Source organism: Seleniivibrio woodruffii (assembly GCF_004339245.1).
Classification (GTDB): Bacteria; Chrysiogenota; Deferribacteres; order Deferribacterales; family Geovibrionaceae; genus Seleniivibrio; species Seleniivibrio woodruffii.
Genome location: NZ_SMGG01000003.1, coordinates 92,137 through 112,264 on the forward strand (window position 1 = coordinate 92,137; position 20,128 = coordinate 112,264).

Annotated in this window: 20 protein-coding genes; 8 read left to right on the forward strand and 12 right to left on the reverse strand. The window is 49.6% G+C overall.

Annotated elements, in window-relative coordinates; translation table 11 throughout:
• Nucleotides 1–31 precede the first annotated feature (31 nt).
• The 8 genes from rpsF to C8D98_RS00485 all read left to right on the forward strand — a co-directional run bounded on the left by rpsF (nt 32) and on the right by C8D98_RS00485 (nt 5,787).
• A complete protein-coding gene (rpsF, locus tag C8D98_RS00450) occupies nt 32–481 on the forward strand; it encodes a 30S ribosomal protein S6 (RefSeq protein WP_132871011.1) in 450 nt (149 codons plus the stop codon).
• An 18-nt stretch (nt 482–499) separates the two neighbouring features.
• Nucleotides 500–898 (forward strand): single-stranded DNA-binding protein, encoded by a 399-nt coding sequence (gene ssb, locus C8D98_RS00455; RefSeq protein WP_132871013.1) that lies wholly within the window; start codon nt 500–502, stop codon nt 896–898.
• 12 nt (nt 899–910) lie between these two features.
• Nucleotides 911–1,141 carry a 30S ribosomal protein S18 gene (gene rpsR / locus C8D98_RS00460; protein WP_132871014.1) on the forward strand — a complete coding sequence of 77 codons (231 nt, stop codon included), beginning with the start codon at nt 911–913 and terminating at the stop codon, nt 1,139–1,141.
• Between the two features lie 38 nt (nt 1,142–1,179).
• Nucleotides 1,180–2,088, forward strand: a complete 909-nt coding sequence (locus C8D98_RS00465) for a DUF2232 domain-containing protein (RefSeq protein WP_132871016.1) — start codon at nt 1,180–1,182, stop codon at nt 2,086–2,088.
• Between the two features lie 5 nt (nt 2,089–2,093).
• Complete coding sequence (locus C8D98_RS00470; protein ID WP_283805600.1) at nt 2,094–3,017, forward strand: cation diffusion facilitator family transporter; 924 nt, start codon at nt 2,094–2,096, stop codon at nt 3,015–3,017.
• A 25-nt stretch (nt 3,018–3,042) separates the two neighbouring features.
• On the forward strand, nt 3,043–4,272 hold the full coding sequence (locus C8D98_RS00475; RefSeq protein ID WP_132871020.1) for an LL-diaminopimelate aminotransferase: 1,230 nt from the start codon (nt 3,043–3,045) through the stop codon (nt 4,270–4,272).
• A 156-nt stretch (nt 4,273–4,428) separates the two neighbouring features.
• Nucleotides 4,429–4,947, forward strand: a complete 519-nt coding sequence (locus C8D98_RS00480) for a YbhB/YbcL family Raf kinase inhibitor-like protein (RefSeq protein ID WP_132871021.1) — start codon at nt 4,429–4,431, stop codon at nt 4,945–4,947.
• Between the two features lie 36 nt (nt 4,948–4,983).
• Nucleotides 4,984–5,787, forward strand: coding sequence for a helix-turn-helix transcriptional regulator (locus C8D98_RS00485; RefSeq protein ID WP_165871133.1), 804 nt, complete (start codon nt 4,984–4,986; stop codon nt 5,785–5,787).
• On the opposite strand, the gene C8D98_RS00490 is transcribed toward C8D98_RS00485, so the two are convergent.
• From C8D98_RS00490 to fabF, 12 genes are all read right to left on the reverse strand, one after another.
• Complete coding sequence (locus C8D98_RS00490; protein ID WP_207891219.1) at nt 5,764–7,107, reverse strand: coproporphyrinogen III oxidase family protein; 1,344 nt, start codon at nt 7,105–7,107, stop codon at nt 5,764–5,766. The two genes, C8D98_RS00485 and C8D98_RS00490, sit on opposite strands and share 24 nt — an antisense overlap.
• 121 nt (nt 7,108–7,228) lie before the next feature.
• Complete coding sequence (locus C8D98_RS00495) at nt 7,229–10,138, reverse strand: hypothetical protein (RefSeq protein ID WP_132871025.1); 2,910 nt, start codon at nt 10,136–10,138, stop codon at nt 7,229–7,231.
• A 78-nt stretch (nt 10,139–10,216) separates the two neighbouring features.
• Nucleotides 10,217–11,554, reverse strand: coding sequence for a chromosomal replication initiator protein DnaA (gene dnaA, locus C8D98_RS00500; protein ID WP_132871027.1), 1,338 nt, complete (start codon nt 11,552–11,554; stop codon nt 10,217–10,219).
• An 87-nt stretch (nt 11,555–11,641) separates the two neighbouring features.
• Nucleotides 11,642–12,889 carry a M16 family metallopeptidase gene (locus C8D98_RS00505; protein ID WP_132871028.1) on the reverse strand — a complete coding sequence of 416 codons (1,248 nt, stop codon included), beginning with the start codon at nt 12,887–12,889 and terminating at the stop codon, nt 11,642–11,644.
• Nucleotides 12,886–13,488: a phosphoribosylglycinamide formyltransferase gene (purN, locus tag C8D98_RS00510; protein ID WP_132871030.1), complete on the reverse strand. Its 603-nt coding sequence runs from the start codon at nt 13,486–13,488 to the stop codon at nt 12,886–12,888. The genes C8D98_RS00505 and purN overlap by 4 nt, the downstream gene beginning before the upstream one ends.
• Nucleotides 13,485–14,510 (reverse strand): phosphoribosylformylglycinamidine cyclo-ligase, encoded by a 1,026-nt coding sequence (purM, locus tag C8D98_RS00515; RefSeq protein ID WP_132871032.1) that lies wholly within the window; start codon nt 14,508–14,510, stop codon nt 13,485–13,487. Before purM ends, purN begins: the two co-directional genes overlap by 4 nt.
• A gap of 9 nt (nt 14,511–14,519) precedes the next feature.
• Complete coding sequence (locus C8D98_RS00520) at nt 14,520–16,076, reverse strand: response regulator (protein ID WP_132871034.1); 1,557 nt, start codon at nt 16,074–16,076, stop codon at nt 14,520–14,522.
• 98 nt (nt 16,077–16,174) lie between these two features.
• Nucleotides 16,175–16,669, reverse strand: a complete 495-nt coding sequence (gene coaD, locus C8D98_RS00525) for a pantetheine-phosphate adenylyltransferase (protein WP_132871035.1) — start codon at nt 16,667–16,669, stop codon at nt 16,175–16,177.
• On the reverse strand, nt 16,666–17,205 hold the full coding sequence (rsmD, locus tag C8D98_RS00530; RefSeq protein ID WP_132871037.1) for a 16S rRNA (guanine(966)-N(2))-methyltransferase RsmD: 540 nt from the start codon (nt 17,203–17,205) through the stop codon (nt 16,666–16,668). Before rsmD ends, coaD begins: the two co-directional genes overlap by 4 nt.
• The gene (locus C8D98_RS00535; protein ID WP_165871134.1) at nt 17,126–18,151 is read right to left on the reverse strand and encodes a radical SAM protein; all 1,026 of its coding nucleotides are present in this window, start codon (nt 18,149–18,151) and stop codon (nt 17,126–17,128) included. Before C8D98_RS00535 ends, rsmD begins: the two co-directional genes overlap by 80 nt.
• On the reverse strand, nt 18,141–18,845 hold the full coding sequence (gene rnc / locus C8D98_RS00540; RefSeq protein WP_132871040.1) for a ribonuclease III: 705 nt from the start codon (nt 18,843–18,845) through the stop codon (nt 18,141–18,143). Before rnc ends, C8D98_RS00535 begins: the two co-directional genes overlap by 11 nt.
• Nucleotides 18,838–20,085 carry a beta-ketoacyl-ACP synthase II gene (fabF, locus tag C8D98_RS00545; protein ID WP_132871042.1) on the reverse strand — a complete coding sequence of 416 codons (1,248 nt, stop codon included), beginning with the start codon at nt 20,083–20,085 and terminating at the stop codon, nt 18,838–18,840. The genes rnc and fabF overlap by 8 nt, the downstream gene beginning before the upstream one ends.
• Between the last annotated feature and the right edge of the window lie 43 nt (nt 20,086–20,128).

A 20,128-nucleotide genomic window follows, 5' to 3' on the forward strand; every position in this document is an offset into this window, starting at 1 on the left:
GCGTGACTACATAATCCATAAAGGAGGATACATGAACACTTACGAAACCGTATTCATCGTCCGCCCTGATCTCCAGCAGGAAGAGATCGAGAAAGAGCTTGAGTTCTTTAAGAACAACATCGAGCAGAACGGCGGCAAAATCATCAAAGTTGAGCCCTGGGGCAGAGTTACTATGGCATACGCCATCGAAAACTACGCTGAAGGCTACTACTTCCTTATCCAGTTCGAGGCATCTTTCGAATATCCCGAAGAGCTTACCAAGCGTTTCCGTTACAACGAAAACGTGCTCAGATTCGTTGTTGTTGCCATCGACGACAAGAAATTCAAACTGAACCCCAGAAAAGACACAGGCGCAAAACGCTACGTCAAGAAACCCGGCGCAAGAAAGCCCCGTGAGGGTGAAGAGGGCGAAGAGTTCGCTCCCGAAGCCGGCGAAGAGTTCGCAGCAGGCGAAGAAACAACCGAAGACTCAGCGGAATAATTTCGCAGGAGATACACTATGGGTTTCCTTAATAAAGTCATGCTTCTCGGCAATGTTACACGCAACCCCGAAGTTCGGTTCATCCCGGGACGTGACCTGCCCGTGGCCAAATTCGGCCTGGCAGTCACAACAAGGAAAACAAAAGACAAGGAAGAAACCTGTTTCATCGACATCACGGTTTTCGGCAAAACAGCCGAAATGTGCGGCGAATATGTCACTAAAGGCATGCCGCTGCTCGTCGAGGGCAGGCTTCAGTACAGCACGTGGGAAACTGACGGCCAGAAGCGTTCCAAGCATGAGGTGGTCGCCGAAAACATCCAGTTTGTATCCAGAAAGGACAAATCGGATTACGGCTCAGGAAACGCTTTCGATGAACCCGTATCAGGTTCTCTCGATGAAGATGATATCCCATTTTAAGGAGGAAAACAAATGGCTGTTGTTAGACGCAAGTTCCAGCGCAGAAAAGTTTGCAAATTCTGCACAGAAGCTATAGATATCGATTACAAAGATGTAAAGCTGCTCCGCCAGTATGTAACTGAGCGCGGCAAAATTATGCCCCGCAGACTTACAGGCACATGTGCAAAACACCAGAGAGCTCTTTCCATAGCTGTTAAGACTGCCAGAGTGATCGCTCTGCTGCCTTTCAGCCTCAATAGATAATTAAAGGAAGGGGAGGCAAACACCTCCCCTTATTTTTTATGACACAGGTTATTCTATTTCCAATCACTTCAGTTTTACTCTACGGTCTGATGGCCTACATGCCGCAGTTCGGCATTGTCGGCGCAGTTTTCAGCCCTCTTCTTCTGCTTTTATATCTCAACCATGAGAAAAGGAGCAAATACTCCGACCTGATGCTGGTTTCAGCAGTGGGGCTGATGGCAGGGATAAGCTATATGCTCCCCCTCATCTACATAGCCACGGTGGCCTTCTGTGCCCTGTTCATTTTTATGTACATGAAGAAAGGGCACCTTGAAATCTGGCTGCCGGTCTCGGCGGCTCCGCTTCTCATCTTCACAGGGATGGCCATAATGATCTACGGCCTGCCCGAATACAGAAAAGAACTTACCGACTTTGCCGAAAAAGGCATGCTTAATTTCATAAATGCAGTAAAAGAATCCAAGAACCCCATGGCTGATGATCCCTATTTCCTTGCGGTGGCAAACCAGAGCAGAATGGCCGCCGAGTCAATGGTGCTGGCGTTTCCGGCGATAAACTATGCGTTCGCCGCCCTGTGCACCCACATAGCCATGAGCCTCTACTCAAAGCTGAAAAAGATAGAGCTGCCCAAGTTCCGTCTCCCCGACAATCTCGTGTGGCTGCTTATCCTCGGTTTTGCCCTTGTGTTTGTTAATCAGAAATACATAAAGCACGGCGGGCTGAACCTTATCATAATGATGCTGACCCTTTATGCTTTTCAGGGGTTTGATGTTGTGAACCACTGGTTTACAAGATTCAAGTTCCCCTCCTTCCTCAAAGCTCTCATATTTGTCTTTATATTTGCCGAGCCTCCGTTTATAATTTTCATAGCCCTGCTTGGGCTTTTCAGTGTCTGGTTCAATCTCTACGGCAGACAGGAGAATAACAAGGAGCAGACGCCATCAGACTGACAAAGCTGAATGCAACCAAGGTATCAATTAGCACTGCGGTTTTTCTGGCGGTTTTCAAAGCAGGCGTGGGAATATGGTCGGGTTCGCTGGCTGTTCTGTCCTCCGCTTTCGATTCTCTGCTGGACATAATCTCTTCAACAGTCAACTTCTATGCTATCCGCCTGTCAATGCTCCCTCCGGACGAAAACCACCCGTACGGACATAACAAGTTCGAGCCTCTGGCAGCTCAGATCCAATCATTCATCATACTTTTCTCAGGGGTTTACATTCTCTATAAGGCATACATGAACTTCCACTCCAATGTCGAAATCAAGGCAATGGGGGTCAACATAGCGGTCATGGCGGTGAGTATCTGCATTACAGCCTCTCTGGTGTACTTCCTGAAGTATGCAGCAACAAAACTTAAATCATCAGTGCTTTATGCCGACAGCCTCCACTACAAGACAGACCTGCTCAGCGGAGCGGGCATTCTTGTGGCTCTGGTGATAATAAAATTTACAGGTTTGTACGTAATAGACTCTATTGTCAGTGCCGTAATTGCAGTGTATATTATCGTTTCTGCTCTGAAACTGAACTTTCAGGTCACAAGAGAGCTCTTGGATGAGACACTTCCGGAAGAGGACATGCAGATAATCAACAGTGTGCTGGACAGGCACAAGGTCGAAATTGTCGATGTCCACAAGCTGCGCACCAGAAGCGCAGGCAGCCGCAAGTTCATAGACATGCACCTTGTGCTGTTCCACAGCCTGAGCCTTCAGGACGGAAATGACATCCGCAAGGATATCGAAAAAAGGATAAAAGCGGGCATCAAAGATGCCGACGTGAATATATACATTGAACCGTGCGATCCGGAACACTGCGAAACCTGCCGTGTTTGCGGCGAACAGGACGGTTCGGAACCTGAACACGCTGATATTAAAAACAAATAAATTATTAACTCAGGGAGTAACAAGAATGAGCTTATTCATGGAGAATTTAATTTCGAACAGACTCGGCGGAAAGATGTTCGGAAAAGACACCACAATCTACAAGTTTGAAAAGATCAAACGCGCCAAAAGAGCCGCTATTCAGGAAAACCCCGGCGTTGAGCTTATCGACATGGGTGTCGGCGAACCCGATGCTATGGCTCACGATGAGGTTGTGAAAGTTCTTCAGCTCGAAGCCACTAAGAAGGAGAACAGATTCTATTCCGACAACGGCATAGACGAGTTCAAGCAGTCGGCGGCAAGCTATATGCAGAAACGTTTCGGCGTAACCCTTGACCCTGCAACACAGGTCAACCACTGCATCGGTTCAAAACCTGCTCTGGCTCTGCTTCCCATAGCTCTCATCAACCCCGGCGACGTGGCTCTGATGACAGTTCCCGGCTACCCTGTTTCAGGCACTACAACGAAATATCTCGGCGGAGAGGTTTATAACCTTCCCCTGCTTCATGAGAACAACTTCCTCCCCGTTCTGGACAGCATACCCGCTGACATCCTGAAAAGAGCGAAGTTCCTCTACATCAACTACCCCAACAACCCCACAGGCGCAGTGGCCACTAAGGAGTTCTACGAGAAGGTAGTTAAATTTGCCAAAGAGAACGACATAGCCGTTATCTCCGATGCGGCCTACATCGAACTTTCATACGGCGACGAGCCCCTCTCATTCCTCAGCGTTGAAGGCGCAATGGAAGTGGGCATAGAGATCCACTCTCTGTCCAAGTCATACAACATGACAGGCTGGCGCCTGGGCTTTGTGTGCGGAAACGAGCACCTTGTAAAAGCCTTCGCAACAGTTAAGGACAACAACGACTCAGGCCAGTTCATCCCGATTCAGAAAGCTGGCTGCTACTGCCTCGACAACCCCAAACTTATCGAACACACCAAAGCGAAATATGCACGCAGACTGAACATGCTGGCAAAAGTGCTCCGCACTCACGGTTTCACCGTTAACGAGCCCAAAGGCACTTTCTACCTCTACTTCGGAATCCCCAAGGCCACAGTTTCCGGCCGCAAGTTCGAAAACGCAGAACAGTTCTGTGACTTCCTCATCAGAGAGAAGCTCATCTCCTCTGTTCCGTGGGATGATGCGGGCAACTTCCTCCGCTTCTCAGTAACTTTCGATGCCCCCACTGTTGAGGCCGAAGAAAGAATTGCGAAGATCATTGATGAAAGACTCAGCACAGAAAAATATATTTTCTGATGTCTGCCGCAGAATAACAGATTTATGAACATGAGGCTCCGCTTAAAGCGGAGCCTTTTTTATTTGCACGATGACGGTTTCGGCACAGAATCTGATTGCAGGTGCACTTTATCTGTCAGCCTCTGGAGGTTATGATAGCCCCTAAAGGAGGCAGACATGAAAAAGCTGTTTATGTTCCTCACACTTCTGATCTCAGCTTCGGCTTATGCCGGAGACTTCACCGTATCCGTTCCGTCAGCTAAGAGCGGCATGTTCACCAACGCTCAGGTACTCAACGGGTTCGGATGTTCAGGCGGCAACGTCTCACCGGAAATTATCTGGCAGAATCCCCCCGAAGGCACAAAAAGTTTCGCCCTCACAATCTACGACCCCGACGCCCCCACCGGCTCCGGCTGGTGGCACTGGGTGATTACCGACATTCCCGCAGACGTGCTCAGGATAGAATCGGGTTCCGTGCCGAAAGGAGCGCTGGAATCTGCCACTGACTTCGGCAAACCCGGCTACGGCGGCCCCTGCCCTCCCGAAGGCACAAACCACAGATACATTGTGACCGTCACTGCGCTTAAGACCGGAAAACTGGGTCTCAGCCCTTTCGCCGGCGGAGCAATGGCAGGTTTCATGATAAATATGAATGCAATAGCAAAGGCATCGGCTATAATAAGATACGGCAGATGACTTTTGGGGCGGAAAATGCCCCGTTTATGGTGGAATATGGCAAGAGAGATTAAATTCAGAAAGGGTGTCGGTGCTGTCGGAACAATCGTTCAGACCTGCGAAGAGACACTTTACAATCTGGCGGTGGCCGATCCGTGCCTTATAATGGTGGAGCTTGGCACTAAAAAGATGACCTCCGGAGATTCAGGCTATGAGATAAGGTCGTCTCAGGCTCTGGCCATATGGAACACTGTGTATATCGATGTGACCAACATAAAGGCTGACGCAGGGTTCTATCAGGCATCATGGATAGCATGGGACCGAGAGCTGCTGGCAAAATATACTTTGGGGAGAACTGCCAGAAAAACTGACTCAAAAAGGGATGTTGTGCATATCCCAAAAGCGGACTTGGTTCTGAAAGACACTTTCAGGCGTGCCGTTGAGGGTATCGCAGATGAGACTCTGCCACAGGAGATAGCTTCTCACAGGATGACGGAGCTTCTGCTTCTGCTGGACAGCATGAACTGCTTTTGCTCCCCCGATGGGGATGTACCGCTCTCGTGGAAACTCCGGAAAATGCTGGACACGGAACCGTCAAGAAAGTGGCGCATCGCTGATATGACCCGTGAGTTCGGAATGAGCGAATCCACGCTGCGCAGAAGACTGACTGAAGAGAATATAAATATAGGCGAACTGCTTACGGATGTGAGAATGTCCAGAGCGCTGGCACTTCTGCAGTCAACGGATATGACTGTCACCCGAATAGCATCCGAAACGGGCTATGACTGCGTTTCCCGATTCACAGCCAGATTCCGTCAGAGATTCGGATTCACCCCATCAGCTTTCAGGGGGCAGAGATGAAACATCGGTTATCCTCTCGTCATCGGCAGTTAGTCCCCTGCGCATGCTCTCACGGATGTAGTCCATTCCGTTGTAAAAGCATTTCAGCATAACCGAAAGCAAAAACCGCCCCTTAGGGGTTATTACGGCATCACTGCCGAAGCCTTCAACAGCTCCCAGCAGACGCAGAGCGTTGTATTCCAGAAAAGGCTTATGACTGGGATTGCCCTGCAATCCGAACATCTCCACCATCATTCTGTACTGGCTTATTGAATATCCGCCGAATGCTACGCTTTTAGTTGCGCCTGTCATTCCGGCGGCTATCCTGTCAGCATATTCTTTAAGCGAGAATGAGTTGGCATACAGAGTCCCGTTCAGGAAGCTGAAAGCCCCCGAGCCAAGTCCCACATACTCCTCATTGTCCACAACATATTCGTCAATGTTCGTTCCCCTGCTGTGCGCAAAAGCCCATGAAGTTCTCTGGATATAGGGTTCGGTCATCATATCGCTTATGAGCTTATAATGTCCGGCCTCGCTGTCGTATCCGGCCTTGCCTATTCTGCTGCCGAATTTGTGCCCGGCAAAGGGTGCGTACATCAGCGGATAGAAGGTCACCTGCTGGGGATTCAGCTTCAGAACGGTAAAAATATCCTCTCCCAGCTCCTCAGGAGTCTGTTCGGGGAAGTTATACATCATATCCACATTAACCACAGGGAACAGTTTCAGGATCTCTTCAACCTTGCCGTACTGCTCCTCGCCTGTGCCGAATTTGTGTCTGCGGCCTATCCGCTCCAGATATTTATCGTTAAAGGTCTGTATGCCCACCGAAAGCCTGTCTACCCTGCCGACAGTGTGCTCCAGATTTTCCGGATCGATATGGTTTGGATCGGTCTCAACCGAAACCTCACGCACTCCGAAAAGCTCCTTCGCAAGGTCTATAGTCTTCGCCAGTTCGGCAGGTATTATGGTCGTTGTGCCGCCGCCGAAGCATACCGAGCTGAATTTATAGCCCAGCTCTGCCGTCATCCGCATCTCCTGCCTGAGCAGTCTGAAATAGTTGGCCGCCGTCTCCTCATGAAAGCGGAAGCGGTGGAACGAGCAGTAGGGGCAGAGGGTCACGCAGAAGGGTATATGGAGATAGAGCATATACTGCCTGTTTTCCGCAGGGCGGGGCAGTGTGCTTATGTTGTGGTCATCCGCAAAACGCAGATAATGCTTAACGGCTCTTTTCATAACCTGTCTGACAAGTTTTGCTGAGAAATCCCACTCTATGGAACCGGAAGACGGGTCGAGTTTATGAGGCTGGTGCACAAAAGACACTTCTCTTGGAAATCCGCTCAAATCAATACCCTCTGACTACATTATCAATCATATGTTTTATTTTAGTGGTCACGGAACGATAAATAAAGGGAAAATGAGAGGAAAAGAAAAAAAGGCTCCGCCGTTTGACGGAGCCGCTATCTTAGCGCTGGTCGAGAATATAATTGAAGAACCTGACAGGCAGGTTTCTCAGCGAATATCCCGATGAGGATTTTTTATCTGAAACAACGGGCATGGCCGTATCTTTTGATACGGTGATATTTACATATTCAATGACGTTTCCGGAAGTCCCGTTCTGCGCATCAATGCTGTTGCTGTCAGGTTTCGCCGTCATACCGCCTATGTTAAGCCCGGAAGTGACGTTCACCATTGCGGAGCCAAGAACCAGTGCGGAATAGTTCGTCGCAGGAATGACATCGGTTTCTGCTCCCACAGGGGGAAGAATTATTGAGTCCTGAACATAAAGGGAGCTCATGTCAACCTTAAGCATTGAGTTGCTTGTGCTGAATGATCCCTCCCAGTCCTGACCGCTGTAGCCGAAAAGCAGGAAAAGTGTTCCGTAAGGGCCTTCCGCAAATCTGCTGAATCCTCCGATTCCGTACTGCCCCAAGGCAGACGAGCCCATATAGTCCATATGGGTGAATCCGGTAATGCCGTAACCGGCTCCGGTCACACTGCCGTGCAGTTTAGCTATTCTGACCATCATCGTTCCGGTTTCGGAGTTTGTGTACTGGTGCAGGTAGTATATGTTTCCGCTGCTGTCGCTGATGGGATCATCCACAATGACAGGGCTCTCGTCATAGTTTACCCCGTCTATAAAATATGATGAGTCATAGTTCATGGCAGTATCACAGATAACAACCCCCAGCCGTCTGGACGGACCATCAAAAATACGTCCCATTAGTCCGATTCTGTTAAGGGGTTTGATGAGAAGAACCGCAGTAAGTCTGAATTCGGCATCACCTCCGGAGTTATCTTTAAAGCTGAAGCGCAGTGACGATTCTGCGGCTCCGGTGGCTATATTCAGCTTTATCAGGTCGATCACACCGTCTGAATCCGACGTTGCAACGTACATATACTCAGTTCCGCCCTCAGAGGCTACAACAGCCCCCGCCGTTTTTGTCCATAAGCCGGAGGGCGATCTGTATTCCTTTATCCATGATATATCCGAAAGGTCACTGTTTATCTTCATAACGGATACGCTTCCGGTCTCGGTCTGGAGATTGCTCACTATATAAAAATTGCCGCTGCTGTCGGTCAGTTTACTGTAAACAGCCTGCGACTGAATGTCCGGATAATTGACGAAACTGATGGCTTTGCTGACCGGATTTTCACCGCCCGTAAGTTTTGAAACGATAAAATCCATGCCGCCGTTACCGCCGCCGTCTCTTTCAACACGGCTGAGGTATCCGTAGGTATAGACCGAATCATCATAGGCTGCTCCGCCCCAGATGAGACCTGATAAATGATATCTGTTGGTGTCGTAGCCTGTCTCATTCTCCAGAAATCCGTAAAAACCGCCTGTGCCGGGGGTTTTGAACACGCTCTCTTTTGCAGCAGAGTTGGAAAGGCCGTATTCCTTCTGAGCCATAAGGTAGTTGAATGAGTAATAGACAGTATAGTCCCTCATGAAGCTGTCGGTGGCTGTTATTCCAATCACAAAATAGTAGCCGTAAAACTGCATCAGCTCCGATATGTCGTTTATGGAGAAGGAGAGATTGGTCAGCGCAATTCGGGATTCTTCATGGATGCCGAAGTCTTCGTTTCCTGCATCAATGGATATCCTTAGCCCCGAGGGGGTATAGTCATCGGGCAGGGTAACATGGAAATCGAACCTGTATTCCTGTCCGTCCTCGACCATTTCCATCCGAAGCTGAGGGAACATGGACGGAGGAAGTTCGAGAGCGGGCTTGGGGCCTCTGACGGCATAGGTTTCCGTACTGCTGTCGCTGTACTCGGCTGTCAAAGGTGTGTATGCACCCATATCTGTGCCGTTGTAGGGCACTATGTTATATTCCATCGGGCTGAAGTAGTAATCTAATACATCCAGTCCCTCGCCGTTATCGAAAGTATATCTGTGGTTCTCTTCGGAAAGTCCGAACCAGTGCGAATCAGGATTCATTTTCTCAAATACGGCCGTGTCTATGCCTGTACCGGAGAGATTAAAGCCTTCTAAAGGGTATTGATCCTCGCTGGGATAATATTCGGCGCTTATGCCTGAAATCACGAAAGGCTCGGTCTGGTCAACGTATCTGTATCCTCTTACAGAGCTGTGTCTAAGTTCCAGATCATGTTCTATACCGTTGCCCTTTATCTTCCAGGAGCCTTCCTCTTTAACAAACCCTGCGGTGACTATTTCATATGAACCGTCGGAAAAGGTCACCCTTATGTCGTACATCCCCGCCATGGAGCTTCCGTCACGCTTCATGCGCTCGTCAAGCCCGCTGACGCTGACTGAGGCCACTTCGATGCCTTCATCATATTTAAAATCGGAGTTCTTCGTCATGAGTTCGTTTATGAATGTGTCCCTGTCCATGCCGTCCATAACGCCGAAATCCTGAGCGACATAGCTGCTCAGAGTGTTATAGTCCGCATCACCGCTGAAAGCTGTTTTAAGCATGTTCAGAGCGGCAAGCTCCATGGAGTTCTTGTCTGCAAACCCGCAAACCAGTTCCGCATCCGTGGTGGTGTTCGGCATTATCTCGACATCCGCAGTTCCCGCACAGATAACGGACTCGTTTTCGTCCTCGGCAGATATTGCGAATGTGTAGGTTTTTCCGGCTGAAAGCCCTTCAATAACGATGGGTTCCTTATCTGCTGCTGCGGCTGTTGCGTCAACCTCATGGGTCTGTTCGCCAGCTGTCGAATAGGAAATGGTCACTTTTCCTATATAAAAATTGCCCACATGGAATCCGGTCTTGCCGGATGTTGAATTTTCAAACTGCATGCTGAGTTCCACCGAGTTTTTCGACTTGCTGGTGGTGGTTCCTCCGCCGCAGGCAACTGTCAGCAACGATACCAATATAAGTTTAATAAGTGTTGATAATTTCATAAAGACTCCATAAAGCAGTATAGCAGGCTTACAGCCGATTATGCAACCTACCCTGTTATGCAGTGAACGGAAAGAACATCAGGAATAAAGCTCACGCTCTATGGTGGTGATGATAAGCTGTACCTCTCTGCTCTCCTTGTATTTGTCGGAAATGGATTTTACGGCGTGGAGAACAGTTGAGTGGTCTCTTCCGCCGAACATCTGTCCGACCTCCTGCAGTGAGAGATTCAGCTTCTCCCGCAGAAGATACATAGCCACCTGACGGGGCATGGATATGCTTTTGGTACGTTTTTTGGACTTCATATCCGCCATTTTAACGTTAAAATACGCAGAAACGGCATCGATGATATTTTCTGACGTGACAACCCTGTCTTTTTTCACGAGGAATTTTTCCAGCGCCTGTCTGGCAAGGTCGATCGTAACCTTGCGCTTGTGGAAACTGGAGAATGCGCTCAGGCGAACCAGCGAACCGATAAGCTCTCTGATGTTCTCCGTTACAAGGTTCTCTGCCATGAAAAAGGCAACTTCGTGGGGCATGGGCAGACCCATGAACTCCGCACGCTTGATGAGGATGGCGGTCTTCTCCTCGACACTGGGGGGCTGGATATCGGCAATGAGTCCCCATGAGAAACGGCTCTTGAGCCTGTCCTCCATCTCCGGAAGCTCTGCGGGGGTCTTGTCGCTGGTTATTATTATCTGTTTCTGGTTGTCATACAGGGCGTTGAAGGTGTTGAAGAACTCCTCCGTGCTTCGCTGTTTGCCCGAAAGGAACTGAACGTCGTCGAAAAGGATAAGGTCGATGTTGCGGTATTTATTCTGAAACTCGTCCATCTTTTTCATGCGGATGGCGTTTATCATTTCGTTGGTAAAGGTTTCGCTGGTGCAGTAGAGCACCTTCATTTTGGGGAATTTTTCAAGGATACGGTTTCCCACTGCCTGCATCATGTGGGTTTTTCCCAGACCTACCCCGCCGTATATAAAAAGCGGGTTATACTGCATGAACTGACCTTCGGAAACGGCCTGACATGCGCTGTAGGCAAACTCGTTTGAGCTTCCCGCAACGAAATTCTCGAAAATATATTCTTTGTTAAGGTTTGTTCCGCCGTTTTTGGGAACACTGACAACCGCACCCGAAGGCACACTGCTGACCTCGGCCTGCGCCTGCTTTTTCTCAGCACCGACTATAACGGAGACATCGGCCTCGATAGCCAGATTCTCTTTGAAAACCTTTTTTATCTGCCCCAGATATTTGTCTTCGGCCCATTTTTTGTAGAATTTGTTAGGTGCGGCAAGGGTGATCATATCCCCGCGAAGCTCCACCACGCTCAGGGGTTCAAGCCAAACCTTGACCTCCTGCTCGGAAAGCTCCTTACGCAGATATTTCAACACCTCTTCCCAGATTCCGCTCTCGTCCATACTGTCTTTGTTTCCCCGAAAAATACGAATGAAAGGATATTATAGCAGAACACTGCCAGCTTGTATACTCCAACCAGATACTGACGTTTAATTCAGTATGAAGACCGTCTTGGGGCCTTCAAAAATCTTTGCGGCACGCCTGACATCCTCTTTGGTTATCTTTCTGAGAGTCTCCACATAGTTGTCAAAGTACGCACTGCCCAGCCCCACGTTCTCAAAGAAACATGCGTACCACGCCTGTTTCGAGTTGGTCTGTGAGTCTGTGAGCAGTCTGCCGAGCATGTAGTTCTTTGCAGCCTCAAGCTCTTCGTCGGTCAGGGTTTCATAAAAGGTTTTGTTTATTCTGTCCAGCGACTTAAGTGCGTCCGGAACGTTCTCGGAGTTAAGCCCTATGTATGACATGAATCTGGAGGAACAGAGTCTTGATGCATATGCCGCATAAACGGAATAGGCATAGCCTTTGTCCTTGCGCAGTTCGTTGAAGTATCTGCTGCTCATTCCGCCGCCCAGCAGGTCTGTGACCACCTTAAGCGCAGGATAATCACTGGCCGCCGCATCGGGTGCTGTGTAGCCGATATAGAGTTTCGCCTGTTTGGAGTTTTTGTCCTTCTCCCTAACCTGCTCATCTTTCAGGATAACGCTTCCGGTGCAGTCCGGTTTATACGCTTTTCCTCTGGGCAGAGCGGAGAATATGGCACGGATGCGGTTCATCTGGTCTTCGGTGTAATTGCCCGCCACCGCAAGGGTGATGTTCGATCCGGTGAGCATCTCTTTTCCGTATGCTTTCAGAGCCTTTTCCGTGAGGGATTCCACACTTTCCAGAGTGCCCTCTCCGGGCAGTCCGTAGGGATGTGCTCCGTATGTCGCCTTCTGGAAGTTTTTATATGCTCTGCTGTCGGGGTTGTCCTCCGCAGCGATTATTGATTCTTTAAGGAGCGCTTTCTCACGCTTGAACACTTCGGGGTCTATCTCGGGCTTGCTGATCATCGCAGAGTAATAGCCTATCAGCTTGTCGAATTTTTCAGTGGGGATAGCAAAGGAGACCTCCATGAAGTCGGAGCTGACAGAAGCGGAAACACCGCCGCCGTAGAACTCAACCTGTTTCAGAAGCTCACTGCTTTTGACCCATGAAGACGTGAAAAGATCGCCTATTCCGTTGTTCTTCTCCGTCTCTCTTATGGTTCCGCCCTTAACAAAGAACACGATCGACATTGTGTTCGTATAGGGACGTTTTATCTCTATCACCCTCACACCGTTATCCATAACAGGCTTTCCTCCGGCAAAAACGGGCAGCGCAAACAGCACCGCCAGCAGACTGATCAGCAAAAATTTCATATCACAAAGACCTTGCGCCCTTCAACCTTAAGCCTGTCCTCGCAGAAGAGAGCGACGGCTTCGGGGTATATTCTGTGTTCCTCTTTCAGGATGCGCTCGGCAAGTGTATGGTCATCGTCATCCTGAAGCACGGGCACAACAGCCTGAAGGATGATGTTTCCGTGGTCCATCTCCTCGTCGACGAAATGGACTGTGCATCCGGCGAACTTTACGCCGTATTCGAACGCCTGTTTCTGGGCATCCAGTCCTTTGAAAGAGGGGAGGAGGGACGGATGTATGTTGAGTATCCTGTTGCGGAACTCGCTTACGAAATAAGGGGAGATGATGCGCATGAAACCTGCCAGACAAACCAGTTCAACACCCTTTTCTTTAAGGATGCGCACCAGTTCCCTGTCGTAGGCCTCTCTGCCGTCAAACTCCTTCGGGTTGACGAAAATCGCCTCAAGCCCCTGCTCTCTTGCAAATTCAAGGCCTTTGGAGTCAGCTTTGTTGCTGATAACTGCGACTATTTCGCCCTTTATTGCGCCTTCGTCTATCTTCTTTTTGATTGAAACAAAGTTGCTGCCCCGTCCGGAAAGCAGCACGGCTATCTTTTTCAATTCACACCCTCTATTTCCACTTCGCCTGTGGAGGTTACACAGCCTATGACAGCCGCATCGTCCAGAAGTTTTATAATTTTATCCGCTTCCGCCTGCTCAACGGCGATTATGAAACCCACGCCCATGTTGAAAACTCTGTAGAGCTCTTTGGGCTCGATTCCGGATTTATCGAGGATAAACTTATATATTTCAGGCAGTTTGAAGGTTTGGGGGTCTATTCTGACGCCTGTTCCTTCGGGCAGGACTCTGGGTATGTTGTCATAGAATCCGCCGCCTGTGATATGAACCATTCCCTTTATGTCGATGCCTTCGGCAAGAAGCTTCATTATGTGGGGGACATAAAGTTTGGTGGGGGTCAGGAGTGCATATTTAAGCTGAGTGTCGCCGTACACTATATCGTCGGGCTTCATTCCAAGCTTGTCGAAGAACAGCTTTCTGGCCAGAGAGAATCCGTTGCTGTGCAGACCGCTGGAGGAGATACCCACCAGAACGTCGCCCGCCTTAATGCGCTCTCCCGTGATGGCCTTGGGCTTGTCCAGAATACCCACTGCGAAACCTGCGAGGTCAAAATCCTCGCCGGAATACATTCCGGGCATCTCGGCAGTCTCGCCGCCCACAAGGGGGCAGTCGGAAACCCTGCATCCTTCGGCTATGCCCTGAATAACTCTGGACATCTTCTCGGCGGACAGTTTTCCCGTTGCCATATAGTCCAGAAAGAACAGAGGCTTTGCTCCGGTGACTATGATATCGTTGACGCACATTGCAACAAGGTCGATGCCCACTGTGTCGAGAATATCGGTGTCTATCGCCACTTTAAGCTTGGTGCCCACACCGTCTGTGCCGGAAACAAGCACGGGATGCTCCATGCCCTTCATTGAGGACACGTCAAAGAACCCCGCAAAGCCGCCTATGCTGCCCATAACGTTTTTATTGTAAGTCGATTCGACCGTTTTTTTAATGACCGATACGAAGCGGTTGCCTTCGTCTATATCCACTCCGCTTGATTTGTAATCCAGAGACACTTTCTCCCCCTATTTCCCTTTCACAAGTTTTTCTATCTCTTTTCTGATGGCTCGCTCCACAAGAACGGGAAGCTCCTCCTCCAGAATTCTGGTTATCTTATCAGTAAGAACCTCTTTAACTGCGAATTTCAGAGTATCCTCGTCGATGGCCTCATAAACGGCCTCCACAAGCTTCTCCTCGCTGATCCGCACAAGGGGTTCGGGATCTATATCTTTAACATCCTGAACCGCAGAGGCTGTGAAGCTCTGCGCCGCAGAGGGTCTTGCGGGTATTTCCGCCTCCTCCTCCACTCCGTGCTGTTCGTCCATAACATCTTTCAGCGAAAGCTCTGCCTGAATGTCCGTGAGAACGGTCTCCACTGTTTCATCCAGAGCCTCTTCAGCACTGTTGAGGGTTTCGTCAACCTGCTCGTCGTGGGGTTCCTGTTCCTCGTTTATTCCGTCGAGGATGTTGTCCAGCTCATCGCCGCCGTCTTCCTCGATATCTTTAAATATCTCTTCCTGCTCGGATTCAGTCAGTTCCGTCTCGTCAACAGCCACAGCGTCGTCAAGCAGTTCCTCCGGAGATGTATTTTCGGGTTTGACTTCCGGCTGATCCTCGTCGACCTCTACAAGCCCTTCAAACTCTCCGAACGGAATATCCTGAACAGCCGCCTCTTCAGCAGCCGCAGGCTCGTCCTCATCAACAGGTTCGGCAGCCTCTGTCAGCGCAAGCTCGGCGGCCAGTCTGGCCTCCTCCTTTCTGCGCTCCTCCTCTGCCATCAGAAGATCTTCGTCCACCTCTATCAGTCCGTCAAAAACGCCTCCGGACGGAGCCGCAGGTTTTTTGACGATCATATCCTCAAATCCGTCGGCAACGTAGGGCAGTTCAATCTCGTGGACTGCCGTGGATATTTCAGGTTCATCAATAAGTTCAGGCTCGGCCGCAAGCAGAACCTCAGGCTCAATATCCACCTCACTGCTGACCTCGGCCAGCAGATTGTCTATATCATCCTCTGCGGGCGCTTCAAAGACCACAGTTTCAACGACATCGTCCTCGTCAACAGCGGGAATTTCGCCCGTCTCCGCCTCTTGCATTGGAGCGGGTTCAGTCACGGCCGCTTCGAAAATGCTGTCATCCTCCGCAGGAACCTCAGCGGACATAGCCGCCAACAGCTCCTCTTCGGTGGGAAGCTCGGATTCGTCTATGCTCTGAAACTGAGACACGCCGCTCAGTCCGCTTTCTATTTTTGCATCAAGGGTTTTTGCATCGAAAGGTTTGTAGATAAAGTCGTCTGCACCCACAAGGAAGCAGAGATTGCTGTCGAACTGGTCAAATGCGCCTGTGAGCAGGATTATGAAAACCCTGTCTGCCACGGCACGGATGGAGGTTATCACATCCTTGGTGGCCGTATCCCCCAGTTTGTTATCCAGCAGGATAAGATCCGGCGATTCAACGGCTATCACGTTCAGCGCCTCGTCTTTGGTGAAAACCTTGACGACATCATATTTCTCTTTGTCGATACAGAGGTCTATAACCCGGTGTATCGTAACGCTGTCGTCAATAAGCATTATCTTCTTTTTCATACCATCACCTCAGACAGTTTGATTCGCAATGCGCCGCTTCAGAATGAACTGACACCGTATATTAGCATTATAATACTGATTAATCAACGGATTAAGGCTTATCTGCACTCGGTTACGGGCAAACCGAAACGTTCGACTATCCGCTTGTTCACACAGGCGGGAACAAACAGGGAAACATCGCCCGAGTGGAGCGCAACTTCCCTTACGGTGCTTGAACTTAAGAAGATATGCTTTTCATTTGGCATAAGAAAAACGCTTTCGCAGTCGGGATCCATCGTTCTGTTCATCAGGGCAAGCTGAAACTCGAACTCGAAATCGCTCACCGCTCTCAGACCTCTTACAACAACGTTCGCCTTATGTTTTTTAAGGAAATTTACCAGAAGACAGGTATAGGGAACAACTGTGACATTCTGCATGTGGGCTGTGGCCTCGGCCGCCATCTCCACACGCTCTTCAAGGGTGAATGCAGTGGTTTTCCGCTTGCTCTCCGACACCGCCACAATAACACTGCCGAACAGTTTCACCGCCCGCTCAACAATGTCCATATGCCCGAAGGTCATAGGGTCGAAGGTTCCGGGATAGACTGCAATCATATGTCACCGCCGTCCGGCACAAGATAGTAAATCTTAGTGTCGCCGTATTTTTTCTCATTCTCTATAAAAAAGCCTGTATTTGCAATATCAAATGGTGAACGGAAGCTCTCTTCGAACACGATCACACCGCCTTCGGCCAACAGTTCATTATCTGAAATTATGCTCAGAAGAGCTTTTGGAGGATACTCGCCATAGGGAGGGTCAATGAAAATTATGTCAAATTTTCTGGTGACGGTGGGCAGTATCTTCATGACATCGCCCTTTATGACCTCAGTGCATTCCTCAAGGTCTTTCAGGTTCTTTTTGACATACGTCACGTCGGTATCTATGAAAACCGCTCTCTCAGCTCCGCGACTTAATGCCTCTATTCCATATGAGCCTGTTCCGCAGAAAAGGTCTAAAACATTCGCCTCATCCACCCTGTCGAAAAGGACGGAGAATACTGCGTTGCGCACCTTATCCGTTGTGGGTCGAACAGACAAGTCTTTGGGCGTGAAAAGCTGCCTGCCTTTGAATGTACCGCTTATGATCCTCAATTTCCGTTATCCCCCGGCAAATCCGCCGTATGTCGGGCTGTGAGCCCTCCTTTATAGTAAGCCTGTTTTCGCAGGCCTCTCTGTTGTATCCGTTATAACCGTATGCAGTGTTTATGTATTTTTTATCCAGTACCAGATTATGACCTAAGCCGAGCCAGATGGCAACGGCTATTGTTTTCGCCATGTCGCCTATGGCAGGATGATATTCACCTGCGGCTATCTGCTCCTTCATGCTCTCCGAATCCTGAAGGCCTATTCTGATCACCTCTATCCCCGCCGCCTCGAACAATATAAGCCCGTAGGCACACCTTGCCAGTGTTTCCGCCAGAGGCAGAGGCACATGGTCGCCTGACCGCCAGAGACCGTATAGCTCGGTATCTTTCAATACCACGCAGGGATAGATACGTACATAGTCTGGCCTTACTGCGACCAACTCATTCACCGTGCCGTCAAAGCTATAAAAATTTTCGCCGTACATTCCGGTCATTATCTGTGCCGATATTTTTGTGATATGTTTTCTGGCAGTTCTGAGAGCATCAAGGGTCTCAGCCGCTCCGCAAGGCCTTCTGTTCAGCCGCAGAACCTCGTCGTCAAGACTCTGAACGCCTATCTCAACAGTCTCCACTCCGTTCGCCTTCGCCATTGCCATGTTCTCATCGGTGACACAGTCCGGGCTGGTGGAGAACCGCAGTTTTGTGAATCCATGCTCATGGGCGAGACCGTAGAGCCTTTGCTGAAGCTCGCCGCTCAGACAGGTGAAGCTTCCGCCGTAATAGGCAAGTTCGTCCCATTTGCCGGATATGCCCAGATATTCGCTGATCTGCCTTTCTGCCGAGGTGAGAATTTCCGTTGATGTGTGCCCAGTTATGGAGCTTTGACTGCAGTAGACGCACCTTTGTCTGCATCCTGCAAAGGGGATGAATACGGGAAGTATTCTATTTTTCATTACCCAGTTTCTTAAGAGCTTTTGCGGCGGCCGCCTTCTCTGCGCTCTTTTTTGTTTTGCCCGTGCCCTCTTCCGTAACCAGACCCTCAACATGCACACGGACAAGGAAAATCTTGTCGTGTTCGGGGCCGGATTCGTCAAGCACTATGTATTCCGGCAGTGAGCCGAACTGACGCTGGGTTATCTTCTGAAGTTCGCTTTTGGAATCGATGAAGGTGCTGTTTGAAATGTCCTCATCTATCTTTGAACCGAAATGGGCAATGATGATCTTTCGTGCCGCATCATAGCCGCCGTCCAGATATATCGCCGCCACGACCGATTCGAAGATATCGCAGAGCAGAGACTCCTTATACTTCCCGCCTGAGGCCTTTTCTCCTTTGCCCAGAAGTATATGCTCGCCCAGCTCCATCTCCGTCGCAATTTTGCTGAGGAAACATTCGCTGACAAAAAATCCACGAAGTTTTGAGAGAAGCCCCTCGTCATAGTCTTTGTATCTTTCCAGAAGATACTCCGTCACTATGAGCTGAAGCACCGCATCGCCCAAAAATTCGAGACGTTCATAATTTTTGTTGTTCTTCTTCTCATGGGCGTAAGATCTGTGGGTCAGAGCCTCCAACACCACAGACCTGTCGCCAAAGCTGTAACCTAGTTTAGCTTCGAGAGTTTCGATATCCGAACTCTGCTTTTTATTCATATTTCTTAAATATCAGAGTACCGTTGGTGCCGCCAAATCCGAACGAGTTACTGAGAGCGTATTTGAAGTCAAGTTTTTCGGGCTTGTTGGGCACATAGTAAAGGTCGCAATCGGGATCGGGAGTTGTGTAGTTGATTGTGGGGGGCAAAATTCCCTTTTCCAGTGCCATGCAGCAGTAGATAGCTTCAACGGAACCTGCGGCTCCCAGAAGGTGACCCGTCATGGATTTTGTTGAGCTGATCTTAAGCTGTTTTGCGTAGTCTCCGAAAACCTTTTTAATGGCAAGAGTCTCTATCTTGTCGTTAAAAGGTGTGGAGGTTCCGTGCGCATTTATGTATCCGATGTCTTCGGGCTTGATGCCCGCATCTTCAAGGGCAGCCTGCATGCATCTCATTGCTCCGTCACCCGTCTCGTCCGGTGCGGTCATGTGATATGCGTCTGCGGATGCTCCGTAGCCTGCGTATTCTGCGTATATTTTTGCACCTCTGGCAACGGCATGCTCATAGGATTCCAGAAGCATGATTCCGCAGCCTTCACCCATAACGAAACCGTCACGGTCTGTATCGAAGGGTCTGGATGCCTTTTCGGGGTCGTCGTTGCGGCGGGAAAGAGCTTTCATGTTGGCGAAACCGCCTATTGAAAGTGACGTGATAGCACTTTCGGTTCCGCCGGCAAGCATAACGTCTGCGTAGCCGTGCTGAATGAGCCTTGCGGCCTCACCCACAGAGTGGGTTCCGGTTGTGCAGGCTGTAACGATGCTGAAGTTGGGGCCTTTGAACCCGAACTCGATGGAAACCGCACCGCTTGCCATGTTTATGATTGAAGTGGGGATGAAGAAGGGAGATATCTTTTTAACGCCCTTCGCATCAAAATCCCTTGTTGTATGCTCAATAGCTTCGAAACCGCCGATGCCGGAGCCGATATGTGTTCCGCATCTGTTGAGGTCGGCCTTTTCCAAATCGAAGTTTGCCATCTTGACTGCGATGGCGGAAGCGGCAATTGCGAAAATCACGAACTGCTCATGTCTTTTGACCGCTTTGGGGTCTTTAACATAGAGAGCAGGGTCGAAGTCGTCTACAACACCTGCGAACTTAACGGGAAGCTCTTCTGTGTTCAGCCTTTCAGCGGGGATATATTTGATCCCGCTTTTGCCGTTCATAAGGTTTTCCCAGTTTTTCTCGTTTCCGCTGCCGATGGGTGTTACAAGGCCGTAGCCCGTCACAACTACTCTTCTCTTCACAAAATCCTCCATTTAGAAAAGGTCGGGGGGAATTCCTTACAGG